The organism is Paenibacillus rhizophilus, from assembly GCF_003854965.1.
GTDB lineage: Bacteria > Bacillota > Bacilli > Paenibacillales > Paenibacillaceae > Paenibacillus_AQ > Paenibacillus_AQ rhizophilus.
The window spans coordinates 105,208-119,403 of record NZ_RQPI01000005.1 but is presented as its reverse complement, the minus strand read 5'-3'; the positions used below and the strand labels follow the sequence as shown (position 1 = coordinate 119,403).

Sequence of the window (14,196 nt, the reverse complement as noted above, 5' to 3'; positions counted from 1 at the left end):
ATATGAAGAACGAAATTTACGGTCATTTTCAGCCAGATGAGCGGCCGTTTGTGGACCGGGCCTATGAATGGGTGGAGAATGCGGCCCGTTATCATGAACTGAAGCTGACGGATTTCCTCGATCCGCGGCAGGGGTATATTCTGCAATCTTTGGTGAACCGTCAACCGGATGTGAAAGTCAAATGGGGGGGCGGGCATGAAGAAGCGGAGCGGCGGAGAGCGCTGATTGCTCCTGATTACCGTGATTTGGAAGATGAAGATATGTCACTGAAGGTGCTGAATATAACACCGGCGGAGCAGAAACTTCCGGAACTGGAGCACGGGGATTATATGGGTTCCCTGCTCGGTTTGGGGATTAAGCGAAGCAAAATCGGCGATATCCACGTTCTGGAGGACGGCTGCCATGCCGTCGTGACGTCGGATATCGCCGATTATTTGGCCCTCCACATGAGCAGCGTCGGCCGTGCTCCCGTCAGCGTGGAGATACTGCCGGTATCGGAGCTGCGGCGTGCCGAGGTCAAGCTGGATACGATGGAGCTTACCGTGTCTTCCCTGAGGCTGGACGGCATCGCGGCGGATGTGTGCCGGCTTAGCCGGGCAAAAATTCTCGTTCCCATCAAGGCTGGACGCGTCCGGGTTAACTGGAAGGTGGAGGAAGACCCTTCCTGCCATCTGAACGAAGGCGATGTCGTCTCCGTTCAGGGCTTTGGGCGTTTTAAAGTGCTCGAGGTCGGCGGACTGACAAAAAAAGCCCGATATCGGATTCGGGTCGGCAAATTTATATAAATTTCTTGCAGGAATTTCAGTCCGCTTGTCGAAATTGATTAACTCTATAGGGCAGCTAACATTTGTGGAGCTGGACGCCGATAGTTTTAAAAGAGGCGAAATCTCAGACAGTCACGGAAAAAATGGGCCGCTTGCCTTGTCCTAAGCTAGCTTATTGTTCAGATTTCCTTCTTCGTCCGAAAAGATGAAGTGACGGCTGGGCGGAAGAGGCCCGAAATTTCTAGGAGGTGCACAGCATGCCATTAACGCCGCTCGATATACATAACAAGGAGTTTGCCCGGCGGCTCCGAGGTTATGATGAAGACGAGGTCAATGAATTTCTGGATCAGATCATCAAGGATTACGAGAGCGTCATCCGAGAGAACAAGGAGCTGCACAATCAGCTTCTGGCCCTGCAGGAGCGTCTGGACCATTTTACAAACATCGAAGAGACTTTGTCAAAGACCATCATTGTTGCCCAGGAAGCTGCCGACGAAGTGAAGAATAACGCCAAGAAAGAATCGCAGCTCATCATCAAGGAAGCGGAGAAGAACGCCGACCGCATTATCAATGAGGCGCTTTCCAAATCCCGCAAAGTAGCCATCGAAACCGAAGAGCTCCGCAAGCAGGCCTCCATTTACCGTACACGGTTCCGGACGCTGGTTGAAGCTCAGCTCGAGCTGTTGTCCCAGGACGATTGGGACGCGCTGGAGAGCCGCGAGGTCCGCGAAGAAGTATTTTGAGGCCATTGTCTTGGCTTGTTGACTTTTATCGTTAAAGAGGCTATAAATAGAACATATCTGCAACATTCCATAAGTATTCGATGACGGGACCAGTACGTCATGGCAACGATCCCCAGAGAGTCGGCGACTGCTGAAAGCCGATGTTCAAACCATGCCGGAATATCCTCCCCAAGAAGCGAACCTGAAACGAACTTTGTGTCGTGCGTAGGGCGAGCCGTCTCCCGGACGTTACACCGGACCCGCGTCTTTGCGCGGGAGCTGAGATCGCGTATGATCTTTGGCCGTCTATACGGGAGGGAATCTGCGCGGAATTAGGGTGGTATCGCGAGCGTCGCCTCGCCCCTTTGGGGGCGGGGCGTTTATTTGTTTTTGGAGGGCGATCCCCCTAAATCCCCCTTTCTCAAGGGGGACCCCAAGGGTTGCACCCTCTGGACACCCGCAAGGGTTGGCGAGGTGTGGGGGGCTTGGCGGGTAGGGAGCGGGGTTTGGCGGCGGAGCGGCCCTTCCTCGCGGCATCCCTTTGCGGGGACGCCGCGAGGGGCCTTTACAGCGACGCATGGACGCGGGCGGCTGCGCCCCGCCCGCCGGAGGCCCCTCGCGAGTGCTGCCCTAACGGGATCGCGGCTCGGGCGCCTGGGGGAGACCCAGTGCGAGCGGGCTTCGCCCCGCTCGCCGAGGCCCCTCGCGAGTGCTGCCCTAACGGGATCGCGGCTCGGGCGCCTGGGGGAGACCCAGTGCGAGCGGGCTTCGCCCCGCCCGCCGAGGCCCCTCGCGAGTGCTGCCCTAACGGGATCGCGGCTCGGGTGCCAACGTAGAGCGGCCGCTTGCGGCAAGCGGGCATCCCGCCGACAGTAGCTAAAAAACCGCCGCTGCCCTGGGCCTCGACAAATTTCCGGGTGTCCAGAGGGCGGGCCCTCGGGGTCCCCCTTGGCTAAGGGGGATTTAGGGGGATCGAAAACGGTTTTAAGACAAAACCACGAGAGGAATGGAATATATGCATAAAGTAGACATCAAAGAAAAAGCGCGGGACAGAGACGTCCGCATCTTAAAGAAGTGGAACGAGGAGAATACGTTCCGCAAATCGATCGAGTATCGCGAAGGCAAGCCGAACTATGTCTTCTACGAAGGACCGCCGACTGCTAACGGCGCTCCGCATATCGGGCATGTGCTCGGCCGCGTCATCAAGGACTTCATCGGCCGTTATCAGACGATGAAGGGCTACCGCGTTGTGCGCAAGGCCGGATGGGATACCCACGGCCTGCCGGTCGAGCTTGGCGTGGAGAAGCAGCTCGGCATCTCGGGCAAGCAGGAAATCGAAGCCTACGGCGTAGAGAAGTTCATCAAAAAGTGTAAAGACAGCGTCTTCGGCTACGAGAAACAGTGGCGCGAATTTACGGAAGCAATCGGGTACTGGACCGATCTTGACAACCCGTACGTCACGCTGAATAACACATACATCGAGAGCGTGTGGAACATTCTCGCAACGGTTCATGAGAAAGGGCTGCTGTACCGCGGACACCGCGTCAGCCCTTACTGTCCGAGCTGCCAGACAACACTCAGCTCGCATGAAGTGGCTCAAGGGTACAAGACGGTTAAAGATCTCAGCGCCACGGCCAAATTCAAGCTGGATGACAGCGGCGAATATGTTCTGGCCTGGACGACGACGCCTTGGACGCTTCCGGCGCATATGGCCCTTGCGGTCAATCCGGATATGGATTATGTGCGGGTGCAGCAAGAGGATGGCGTCTATATCATGGCGAAAAATCTGGTGGAAGAAGTGGCGAAAGGCGAACACACGGTGCTGTCAGAGCTGAAAGGCTCCGATCTGGTCGGCAAGACGTACCAGCCTCCGTTCAGCTACATTCAGGCGGAGAGAAGCAATGTCATCGTCGGCGCTTCCTTCGTTACGGATGCCAGCGGTACGGGGATCGTGCATATGGCCCCGGCCCATGGCGAGGACGACTACAAAACCGGCCGCGAGAACGGCATCAGCTTCGTGAACGTGGTGGATACGTCGGGTAAATATACCGATACGGTAACCGATTTTGCCGGACGCTTTGTGAAAGACTGCGACCTTGATATCGTCAAGATGCTGTCGGAGAAGGGCCTTCTGTACGGCAAGGAGAAATACGAGCACAGCTATCCGTTCTGCTGGCGCTGCGATACACCGCTGCTGTACTACGCAACGGACAGCTGGTTCATCAACACAACGGCCATCAAGGATCAGCTGATTGCCAACAATAATGGCGTCGACTGGTATCCGGGCCATGTCCGCGAAGGCCGGTTCGGCAAGTTCCTCGACGAGCTGGTGGACTGGAATATCAGCCGCAACCGCTACTGGGGCACTCCGCTGAACGTATGGGTCTGCCAGGAGACGGGCAAGGAGTTTGCGCCGCACAGCATCGCCGAACTGAGAGAAATGGCGGTCGGCGATGTGCCGGAAGACATCGAGCTGCATAAGCCGTATGTGGATAACATCCGCCTTCGCAGCCCGTTCAAGGAAGGCGCGGAGATGGTGCGCACCTCCGAAGTGATCGACGTATGGTTCGACAGCGGCTCGATGCCTTTTGCCCAGAGCCATTATCCGTTCGAGAACGCGGATAAGCTGGATGATCAATATCCGGCGGACATGATCTGCGAAGGTATCGACCAGACACGCGGATGGTTCTACAGCTTGCTTGCGGTATCAACGCTGTTCAAGGGCAAAGCCCCATACAAGGCGGTTATCGCTACAGGCCACATCCTCGACGAGAACGGCCAAAAAATGTCCAAATCCAAAGGCAATGTCATCAACCCTTGGGATATCATGAACGAATACGGCACCGACGCGTTCCGGTGGGCGATCCTGGCCGACAGCGCGCCGTGGAACAACAAGCGCTTCTCCCGCGGGATTGTTGGCGAGAGCAAGTCGAAGGTCGTCGATACGCTGGTTAATACCCACGCTTTCCTGACGCTGTATGCGGGCATTGACGGCTATGATCCGGCGGAGCATCCGTTCAAGCTGTCCGGGCACAAGCTGGATCGCTGGATTTTGTCCCGTTTGAACAGTCTGATCCTTGTAGTGGATAAAGGGCTTGCGGTCAACGACTTCGTCAACTCGTCCAAAGCGATCGAGAACTTTATTGACGAGCTTAGCAACTGGTACATCCGCCGTTCCCGCGACCGTTTCTGGGGGAGCGGTCTTGGAGAAGAGAAGTTGGACGCTTACCGGACGCTGACGCATGTACTGCTGACGACGGCGAAGATCGTCGCTCCGTTTATGCCGATGCTGGCCGAGGATATTTTCGTCAACCTGGGCGGCGGAGAAAGCGTGCATCTGGCGGATTATCCGGCAGCAGACGAGAGCTTGATCGATACCGTGCTTGAGCAAGACATGGAAAGCGCCCGTAACATCGTCGAGCTGGCGCGTAACGTCCGCAACGAAACCGGAATCAAGACGCGTCAGCCGCTTTCCGAGCTGATCGTTTCCATAAGCCAAAGTTTTAACATCGCGGATTACGAGGAGATCATCAAGGACGAGATCAACGTCAAGTCCATCGTGCTGGAGACGAGCGACAGCGGCTTTGTCGATTTTACATTGAAGCTGAATCTCAAGGTCGCGGGCAAAAAATACGGCAAAAACGTCGGCTTTATCCAAGGCTTCCTGAAATCGATGGACAGCGACGCTACACGCGAAGCGGTTCAAAACGGACTGGTTGCCGTTACTTCCCCAGAAGGCGAAGAGCTGCAAATCACAGCAGAAGAGCTGCTGATCGACAAGCAGGCCAAGCCGGGCTTTGCGTCCGCGTCCGGTTACGGAATTACGGTTGCCCTGAATACGGAAATCACTCCAGAGCTTGAACAAGAGGGGTGGGTGCGTGAAATCGTGCGGGCGGTTCAGGATTACCGCAAACGCCTCGACCTGCCGATTGACAAGCGCGTCGCGCTGACTTTGATTGTCGATGACGAGCTGAAAGCGGCGGTTACGGCATTCGAAAATGTCCTCCGGGACAATGTGCTTGTCACGACGATCGATTTTAGCAACAATAAAGCGCCTGAAACGGTGGACATCGGCGGCAAAACGATCGGCATCGTTATCAGATAAAAACTTCCATCACGCCCAGAAGCGGTGCATGTCCTATCCGTAAAAAGCATATACTAGCGTCAGAAGTATAAACGCAGGCGTTTATGCGAGGAATATTCCTGCTTGAATATTTCGGCGCAAAAAGAAGACGAGTCCCGAGCGCAAGAGAAGACCAACAGTCTCTCCTGTCCGGGCTCGTCTTACGTTGCGGCGCAAAAGGACGGAGGGAGCCGCTGAATGAAGGAGGACCAGGAAAGCGGAACGAATCGGAAGGAAAGCCTAAAATCTTGGAAACCGCAGGAGCGCGGAGGAGAGCCGCCTGAACCTTCCGACAAGGAAAAGATAAATAGGGTATATCGGCTGGCTTCCGAATGGGCGCAGCGGATGGAAAAGTCCCGGATCTCCGAATATACGGAGCTGCTCTATTCCCCATGGCGGCTCATATGGCTGAATGTGCTGGCGGGAACCGCGCGCGGCGTCGGTATCGCAATCGGGTTTACCTTTTTTGCGGCTACGATTATTTATGTGCTTCAGGTGCTGGGGGCTCTTAACCTGCCGATAATAGGGGATTACATCGCCGATATCGTCCGCATCGTACAGCATCAGCTTGAGCTTAACACATATTAGTAGTTCCAGACCCCAAACGGCCAGTGTACAGAGCGTCTGCATGTTGGCCGTTCTATCCTAATACTTCATGAGCAAAGCTGCATTTTGCCAATCTAAAAATAAGAACTCCGAACAAGCCACAATAGCGGCCGCTGTCCGGAGTGATAAAGGTGATCTATATTTTACAAGAAATTAAGAACTAAAATATGTATAAGCCTCTTCATACGTTTCTTTATATTCAACTTGATTACGGAACATGCGATTGAGTTGCATAGTAAAGATTGGACTATCGGAAAGATATACCCACTTCTTATCCGTGCGAAGACCACGATTGATTGCAAGTTGCATAGTAGGCGAGAGCAAGGCTACTACTTCTTGCGAGAGGACGGTTTTGGCTTTACGGACATCCGTGATTCCAGAGAAGCCAGGCTTAACCTTTTTGAGAATTTCCTCAAAGTCTTTGATATAAGCGGCTGCTGCATTTTCATCCAATTTATCGGCCACTACGATAATCAGATTTCTTTGTTCATCATAATTAATAGTGTAAGCTGACATAAACAATTCCTCCAAGTTATATAAAAGTAAGATTAGAGCCTAAGATTTATCACCATACCGGGCTCTTGGTATATAAGAAACCCGGTGTCATGGGCTCAAGGGAAAAATAAGACTATGGTCTATGGTCCTTTTGTCTTTTTCTGTCGAGAATTTTGTGTATTTTTAGTCCATAAATCATATAAAATAATCCTTCCCTCCCTTTACAATAAATTCCTAGACCTATTTTTGTCAATATAATTGTATAAATAACTCGAAATTTGACGAATTGATAAACTTTTGATTGGAATAAATGAAGGATTAAAGTCCTATATTAGTCATATAGGCTTAATACGGTTTATGGGGATACAGAAAAAGGAGCAGCCCGTGCGGCTACTCCTTCTCTCTTTTGGCGTGAGGATCAAGCAAATAGTCGCCTTCTCCGCTGTCCATATACTGCTGGTACTGGTGGCCGCGCATAATGGTGATGTGGCTGCCGGTCATATCCGTGGCGACGAAATTTTCCCAAGGCTCGACCCACCCGTCCGGATCGTCGGCTTCGATCTCCATATCATTGTAGGAATCAATATTATTTCCTTCCGCCATAGCCGGCGTATTGGAAGTGCCGAAGCTTTCGACGATCTGCCAGGCGTCCTCGCCGTCAAAACCGTTATACTCCTTGTCATCGAGGCTGCTCCGTCCGAAGGGAGGGGTCAGAAACTCTTCTTCGACGGGCCTTGTATGCGGTTTTTCCTGACGGGGACTGTGCTCCTTACAGTAGCGTGTGGCGGGAAGGGCGGCCAGGCGTTCGTACGGAATCGGTTGGCCGCTCGCTGCGCAAATACCGTATGTGCCGTTATCCATCGCTCGAAGCGCGTCCTCAATATCCGTTAGTTCGAGCTCTTCCCGCTCTTGAAGCGAGATGTCCATGGAACGGTGGTACAGGTCGGTGGCGACGTCGCCGGGATGATTGTCGATTTCCGAGAGCTCGCCCGACATATCCCGCATGGAATCCTCCAGACCATGATCTTCGTTTTCCTTAAGCCTGTGCCGGATATCGTCCCGCTGCCGGACAAGAAGGCCGCGCAGGCTGGCAAGCTGTTCCGAGGTCAGGTGATTCATAAGTCTCGGCTCCTTTCCTTGTGCCTTTTTCCTTACTAGGTTGGCCTGTTGTCCGGCTTTTTACCGCTGGCAAATTGTGCTCCGGATGAGACCGCGAAAGGAAGGGGTCAATGGACGGGTTCTTGAAGCGTGTGCTACAATATACAAGTCTTTATACATGTTTTGGATCGCTTTCGGGCGGGAAAAATAAGAACGGAGTGACAAGCTGAAGTGGTGTACTATCTGATCGCGCTCATTATGTTTTTGATTGACCAGGGAACGAAATATTTGATTTCCTCGCGTCTGCAAATCGATGAACAAATCCCGGTAATCGGCAACTTTTTTCTCATCACATCGCACCGCAACCGCGGCGCCGCTTTCAGCATTCTGCAAAATCAGCGCTGGTTCCTCATACTCGTGACGGTCGTTGTCGTGGTCGGAATTGTCTGGTACCTGAACAAGGTCAGAAAGACACGCCGCTTGCTGCCTTTGGCGCTGGCGCTTGTGCTTGGCGGCGCGGTAGGCAACTTCCTCGACCGGCTCTTGACAGGCGAGGTTGTCGATTTCCTGCAGTTTAATTTCGGCAGCTATACGTTTCCGATCTTTAACGTGGCGGATTCCTGCATTGTTGTCGGCGTTGCGCTCATCATTCTGGATTCCCTCCTGGATATGAGGGGCGGCAAAACGGAAGTATTAGAAGTGAAGGAAACAAGCGAGGCAAAGGAAGGGAATGAATAGTATTGGATAAGGACGCTCTTAATGAACAGACGGAAGGCGAGAGCCCGGAAAATGGCGTCGTTGTCTGGACCGTTCAGGAGGAATACGCCCGTGAACGAATCGACAAATATATTACCGAGGCTTGGGAGGAGGACATTTCCCGCTCCCAGGTGCAGCAGTGGATCGAAGCCGGACATGTAACGGTAAACGGCCGGACGGTAAAAGCGAACTACAAGCTGTTCTCGGAAGATTTGATCTCCGTGACGGTGCCTGAGCCCGCAGCCGCGGAGCTGGCCCCGGAAAATATTCCGCTGGACGTCGCCTACGAGGATTCGGACGTTATTGTCGTCAACAAGCCGCGGGGCATGGTCGTGCATCCGGCGGCGGGACATCCCTCGGGCACGCTGGTCAACGCCTTGATGTATCATTGCAAGGACCTGTCGGGAATTAACGGCGAGATCCGTCCCGGCATCGTGCACCGGATCGACAAGGACACCTCCGGCCTGATTATGGCCGCCAAGAACGACGCCAGCCACAATTCGCTCGCAGCTCAGCTCAAGGAGCACAGTGTGACCCGGCGCTATTTGGCGGTTGTTCAAGGCAATGTGGCCCATGACCAAGGAACGGTGGATGCCCCGATCGGCAGAGACCCGCATGACCGCAAGCTGTATACGGTAACCGAGAAGAACAGCAAAACCGCCGTTACCCACTTTACCGTGCTGGAGCGGTTCGGCGATTGTACACTGCTGCAGCTGCAGCTGGAGACCGGACGCACCCACCAAATCCGGGTGCACATGAAATTTATCGGTCATCCGCTCGTCGGCGATCCCGTGTACGGCCGGAGCAAAGGCATCTTCATGGAGGGCGGACAGGCTCTGCACGCCGCCGTACTGGGATTTGTTCATCCCTCCACCGGAGAATATCTGGAGTTCTCAGCTCCGCTGCCTGGAGATATGGAAGAACTGCTGGCCCGTTTGCGGAGCAGATAAGTACAAATGAACTGCAGATTTGTCCATTGTCTTGAAGCGGCTCTTACGTCATATTTAACAGTATGGAAATGAATAAGCTGGGTGCTTATTCATCCGTCTTACATTTCACAAGCCAGGAGTGAGAACACTTTTATGAGTATCGAACAATATCAGGATACGTTTATCCAGAACAATTTCGCGGACCGCATCGGTGGAGCGAACTACGGCAAGGATACCAACATCTATAAATTTGAGAAGATTAAACGCGCTAAGGCTTCGGCCAAAAAAGATTTTCCCGATATCGAACTGATCGATATGGGCGTCGGCGAGCCGGACGAAATGGCGGATGCGGGCATCGTTGCCAAATTGGCCGAAGAAGCGGCCAAGGAAGAGAACCGCGGGTATGCCGATAACGGCATTGCCGATTTCAAGGAAGCGGCAGCCAAATACCTGAAAGACGTATTTAATGTCGACGGCATTGATCCGGTTACCGAGGTGCTGCATTCCATCGGATCGAAACCGGCGCTGGCTATGCTGCCTTCCGCTTTTATCAATCCCGGCGATATTACGATCATGACCATTCCGGGCTATCCGGTGCTGGGCACTCATACGAAATATTTAGGCGGCCAAGTCTACAATGTCGAGCTTAAGAAGGAGAATAACTTTCTCCCCGACCTGAGCTCCATTCCGGAAGACATCGCAATCAAGGCAAAGCTGCTCTACCTGAACTATCCGAACAATCCGACGGGCGCTAGCGCGACTCCCGAGTTTTTTGCCGATGTGGTGGCCTGGGCCAAGAAATACAATGTCGTCGTCATTCACGACGCCCCTTATGCCGCATTGACATATGACGGCCTGAAGCCGCTCAGCTTCCTGTCCGTTCCGGGCGCCAAGGATGTCGGTGTTGAACTGCATTCCCTTTCTAAATCGTACAATATGACCGGCTGGAGAATCGGTTTTGTAGCCGGCAACCCGCTGATCGTCAAAGCTTTCGGCGACGTGAAGGACAACAATGATTCCGGCCAGTTTATCGCTATCCAGAAAGCGGCAGCCTACGGCCTGGCCCATCCGGAAATCACGGAAGCCATTGCGGCCAAATATTCCCGCCGTCACAATCTGCTGGTTGATGCGCTGAACAGCCTGGGCTTTACGGCAAAGAAACCGAAGGGTTCTTTCTTCATGTACGTGGAGGCGCCAAAAGGAGTCAAAGGTGGACGCCGCTTCGAGTCGGGCGAGGATTTCTCCCAATATCTGATTCGCGAAAAATTGATCTCGACCGTGCCTTGGGACGATGCCGGCGCATTCGTACGCTTCTCCGTCACCTTTATCGCTAAGGGCGAAGAAGAAGAACTGCGCGTAATTTCCGAAATCAAACGCCGTCTCAGCGACGTGGAATTTGAATTTTAATCCATGCTTTTGAATGCAGCAGCCTCCGTGCCGGTTTAGGGTTCGGGGGTTGTTTTTTTTGCGAGGAAACCCTCTGAGAATTTTGAAGTTGTCCGGAGTTGACACTGGCTGCCCATTCTGTCATAATTCTAATGATAAATGAATAGCGCCTTTAAATCAGTCCCGTGAGGCTGGCAAGGTAACGTGAATCGAGGTTCGCGGCTTTTTTCGGAAGGTATCCGTCTGTCTGTACGGAGCTCTTTTGCTGCGCGCCCGCCAATCTTCTTCAATCTGCGGATTTCACTCCTTGCCTGCTTCAGGCAAGGAGTTTTTGATTTTCACCAAAGATATGGGGATGCGGCGCATTACCTGGAGGGTAACCTGGCATGATTATCGAGAAGAACGTCATTATGGATGAGACGGCAATCCGCCGGGCGCTTTCGCGCATAGCGCATGAAATTCTGGAGAAGAACAAAGGAATCGAAGACTGCATGCTGATCGGTATCCGCACCCGGGGCGTATATCTGGCGCGGCGGATCGCGGAGCGAATCAAAGAGATTGAGGGCGCTGATGTTCCTTGCGGCGAGCTTGATGTCACCTCTTACCGCGATGATTTGGAACCGGGGAAGAATAAGAATGCGAACGACGGAGATTGTAACGGAAAAGGGACGTTGATCCTTCCCGCCAGCGTTTCAGGCACCCGGGACAAAAAGATTATCCTGTTCGACGATGTTCTCTACACCGGACGCACGATTCGGGCGGCGATGGACGCGCTGATGGACTGCGGACGGCCGCGGATGATCCAACTGGCGGTTCTAGCCGACAGGGGCCACCGCGAAGTGCCGATTCGCCCGGACTATGTGGGCAAGAATGTTCCGACCTCGAGGCATGAATCGATTGAAGTGGCGCTGAAGGAAGTCGACGGCACGGACGAAGTGCACATACTATCGAACTGGGAGGCAAAATAAAATGATGACAGCTACCAGAGTAAAGGAACGGAGTCTTCTTGGGCTGAGAGGTTTGGACGCAACGGAAATTTCCGCCATACTGGACAGAGCGGCGTATTGGGACAAGCATACGGAGAAGGTAAGCTCGGTGCTTGCCTCGCGGTTTGTATCCAACATGTTCTTCGAGAACAGCACGCGCACCCGCTTCTCATTTGAAATGGCGGAGAAGCGTCTTGGAGCCCAGGTGCTGAACTTTACAGCCGCGGCTTCCAGCGTGGAAAAAGGCGAGTCGATCTACGATACCGTCCGCACTCTGGAGTCGATGGGCATCGATGCCGGAGTCATCCGGCTGAAGCCGAGCGGCGTGCTGGCCCAGCTTTCCGAGAAAGTATCCATTCCGCTGATTAACGCCGGCGACGGCAACAACGAGCATCCGACACAGGCGCTGCTGGATTTGTACACCATGCTCAAGACCTTCGGCGAAATCAAGGGACTGACCGTATCGATTATCGGAGATATTATGCACAGCCGGGTAGCCCGCTCCAATCTGTGGGGACTGACGAAGATGGGAGCCAAGGTGCAGTTCTGCGCGCCGGAGAATATGAAAGCTCCCGAGCTGATGGAACATGCGCCTTATGTCACGATAGACGAAGCGCTGAAAGCGGACGTGGTCATGATGCTGCGCGTACAACTGGAGCGGCATGCTTCCGGAATGCTGCAGTCTGCGGAAGAGTACCGGCGGCAGTTCGGCCTGACGGAGGAGAGAGCGGCTAAACTGGATTCGCATACGGTCATTATGCATCCGGCGCCGGTTAATCGAAATGTCGAAATTGACGACGCGGTGGTCGAGAGCGCCAAATCGCTGATTTTTCCTCAGATGTCCAATGGAGTTCCGGTGCGGATGGCGGTCATTGAGAGAGCGATTCGATAAACGAGTTGAATAAAGTTAATAAATATACACAAACATGAATTATTATTATATAATAACGATAGAGCCCGGATGCTCTTGTCGCGGGCAAAAGGAGAAGCATGAACGTGATTATCAAAAATGCCAGTGTTTTGAATGCGGAAGGCGTCTTGGAACGCAAGCATATCCAGATTGAGAACGGTGTGATCTCCGCGATTCTGAATGGGAACGAGACGATCGCCGAAGGTTCGGAAACTATCGATGCCGCCGGCAAGCTGCTTGCTCCGGGGCTTATCGATATGCACGTGCATTTGCGCGAACCGGGATTTGAACATAAGGAGACGATTGAGACCGGCAGCCGTTCGGCAGCCAAAGGCGGATTTACGACGATTGCCTGCATGCCGAACACCAAGCCGGTGACAGACAGCCCGGAAGTTGTGAAGCTGGTTCAGGACAAGGCCCGCGCGGCCGGACTGGTCAAGGTGCTGCCTTACGCCGCGATCACGAAGAGTCAGCAGGGACAGGAGCTTACGGATTTTGCCGTACTGAAGGAAGCCGGAGCCATCGGCTTTACGGATGACGGCGTAGGCGTTCAGACGGCTCAAATGATGAAGGATGCGATGAATATCGCCGCGAAGATGGATATGCCGGTAATCGCACACTGCGAGGATAACTCGCTGGTTGTGGGAGCGCCGGTGGCCGAAGGAAGCTTTGCCCGCAAGCACGGGCTGAAGGGCATTCCGAACGAGTCGGAAGCGATTCATGTCGGCCGGGATATTTTGCTGGCGGAAGCGACAGGCGTACATTACCATGTGTGCCATGTCAGCACGGAGCAGTCGGTGCGGCTGATTCGCCAGGCCAAGGAAATCGGCATCCGTGTAACCGCCGAGGTTTGTCCTCATCATCTGCTGCTGTCGGAAGAAGACATCCCGGGCCTTGACGCCAACTGGAAAATGAACCCGCCGCTGCGCTCGCGCCGCGATGTGGATGCCTGCATTGAAGCTTTGCTTGACGGAACCATCGATATCATCGTGACGGACCACGCGCCGCACAGCGCGGAAGAGAAAGCCAAAGGGATGCAGTCCGCACCGTTCGGCATTGTCGGATTCGAGACTGCTTTTCCGCTGATGTATACGAAGTTTGTCGCCGCCGGCAAGATGGATCTTTCCCTGCTGGTCAAGAGAATGACCGCCGATCCGGCCCGCGTGTTCGGTCTGAACACCGGTGTGCTGGAGCCTGGAGCTCCGGCGGATCTGACGCTCATCGATCTGGAGACGGAGAAGGAAGTCGACCCGGAAAGCTTCGCCAGCAAGGGGCGGAACACGCCGTTTACGGGATGGAAGCTTAAGGGCTGGCCGGTGATGACGATTACGGACGGCAGGGTTGTATGGAGTGAAGAATAAGAATCGAACCGGAAGAACGAAGCGGGCTTCAGGCCTTATAAGCTTAACAAGCGAAGCGGG

At 53.8% G+C, this 14,196-nt stretch carries 12 protein-coding genes; 10 read left to right on the top strand and 2 right to left on the bottom strand.

The genetic code is table 11. The annotated features are described in order from the left end of the window. Window positions 1-2: 2 nt before the first annotated feature. The 4 genes from EH198_RS11350 to EH198_RS11335 all read left to right on the top strand — a co-directional run bounded on the left by EH198_RS11350 (window position 3) and on the right by EH198_RS11335 (window position 6,197). Window positions 3-785, top strand: a complete 783-nt coding sequence (locus tag EH198_RS11350; RefSeq protein ID WP_124695657.1) for a YlmH family RNA-binding protein — start codon at window positions 3-5, stop codon at window positions 783-785. Between the two features lie 236 nt (window positions 786-1,021). Further along, entirely contained in the window at window positions 1,022-1,507 is a 486-nt protein-coding gene (locus EH198_RS11345) for a DivIVA domain-containing protein (protein WP_124695656.1), read from the top strand. A 994-nt stretch (window positions 1,508-2,501) separates the two neighbouring features. Beyond that, window positions 2,502-5,591, top strand: coding sequence for an isoleucine--tRNA ligase (gene ileS, locus EH198_RS11340; RefSeq protein ID WP_124695655.1), 3,090 nt, complete (start codon window positions 2,502-2,504; stop codon window positions 5,589-5,591). A gap of 216 nt (window positions 5,592-5,807) precedes the next feature. Then, complete coding sequence (locus EH198_RS11335; RefSeq protein ID WP_221621515.1) at window positions 5,808-6,197, top strand: DUF5665 domain-containing protein; 390 nt, start codon at window positions 5,808-5,810, stop codon at window positions 6,195-6,197. 171 nt (window positions 6,198-6,368) lie between these two features. On the opposite strand, the gene EH198_RS11330 is transcribed toward EH198_RS11335, so the two are convergent. Together EH198_RS11330 and EH198_RS11325 are read right to left on the bottom strand one after the other, a co-directional pair. After that, window positions 6,369-6,731: a hypothetical protein gene (locus EH198_RS11330; protein ID WP_124695654.1), complete on the bottom strand. Its 363-nt coding sequence runs from the start codon at window positions 6,729-6,731 to the stop codon at window positions 6,369-6,371. Window positions 6,732-7,100: 369 nt separating this feature from the next. Next, entirely contained in the window at window positions 7,101-7,829 is a 729-nt protein-coding gene (locus EH198_RS11325) for a TraR/DksA C4-type zinc finger protein (RefSeq protein WP_124695653.1), read from the bottom strand. A 210-nt stretch (window positions 7,830-8,039) separates the two neighbouring features. On the opposite strand from EH198_RS11325, the gene lspA reads away from it, so the two are divergent. From lspA to EH198_RS11295, 6 genes are all read left to right on the top strand, one after another. Further along, the gene (gene lspA, locus EH198_RS11320) at window positions 8,040-8,546 is read left to right on the top strand and encodes a signal peptidase II (RefSeq protein WP_124695652.1); all 507 of its coding nucleotides are present in this window, start codon (window positions 8,040-8,042) and stop codon (window positions 8,544-8,546) included. Window positions 8,547-8,548: 2 nt separating this feature from the next. Continuing rightward, the gene (locus tag EH198_RS11315; protein ID WP_185702851.1) at window positions 8,549-9,514 is read left to right on the top strand and encodes an RluA family pseudouridine synthase; all 966 of its coding nucleotides are present in this window, start codon (window positions 8,549-8,551) and stop codon (window positions 9,512-9,514) included. Window positions 9,515-9,646: 132 nt separating this feature from the next. Beyond that, entirely contained in the window at window positions 9,647-10,900 is a 1,254-nt protein-coding gene (locus EH198_RS11310; protein WP_124695650.1) for an LL-diaminopimelate aminotransferase, read from the top strand. A 365-nt stretch (window positions 10,901-11,265) separates the two neighbouring features. Beyond that, a complete protein-coding gene (pyrR, locus tag EH198_RS11305) occupies window positions 11,266-11,847 on the top strand; it encodes a bifunctional pyr operon transcriptional regulator/uracil phosphoribosyltransferase PyrR (protein ID WP_124695649.1) in 582 nt (193 codons plus the stop codon). A 1-nt stretch (window position 11,848) separates the two neighbouring features. Beyond that, the gene (locus EH198_RS11300) at window positions 11,849-12,757 is read left to right on the top strand and encodes an aspartate carbamoyltransferase catalytic subunit (protein ID WP_124695648.1); all 909 of its coding nucleotides are present in this window, start codon (window positions 11,849-11,851) and stop codon (window positions 12,755-12,757) included. A gap of 98 nt (window positions 12,758-12,855) precedes the next feature. Then, window positions 12,856-14,136, top strand: coding sequence for a dihydroorotase (locus EH198_RS11295; RefSeq protein ID WP_124695647.1), 1,281 nt, complete (start codon window positions 12,856-12,858; stop codon window positions 14,134-14,136). Window positions 14,137-14,196 lie beyond the last annotated feature (60 nt).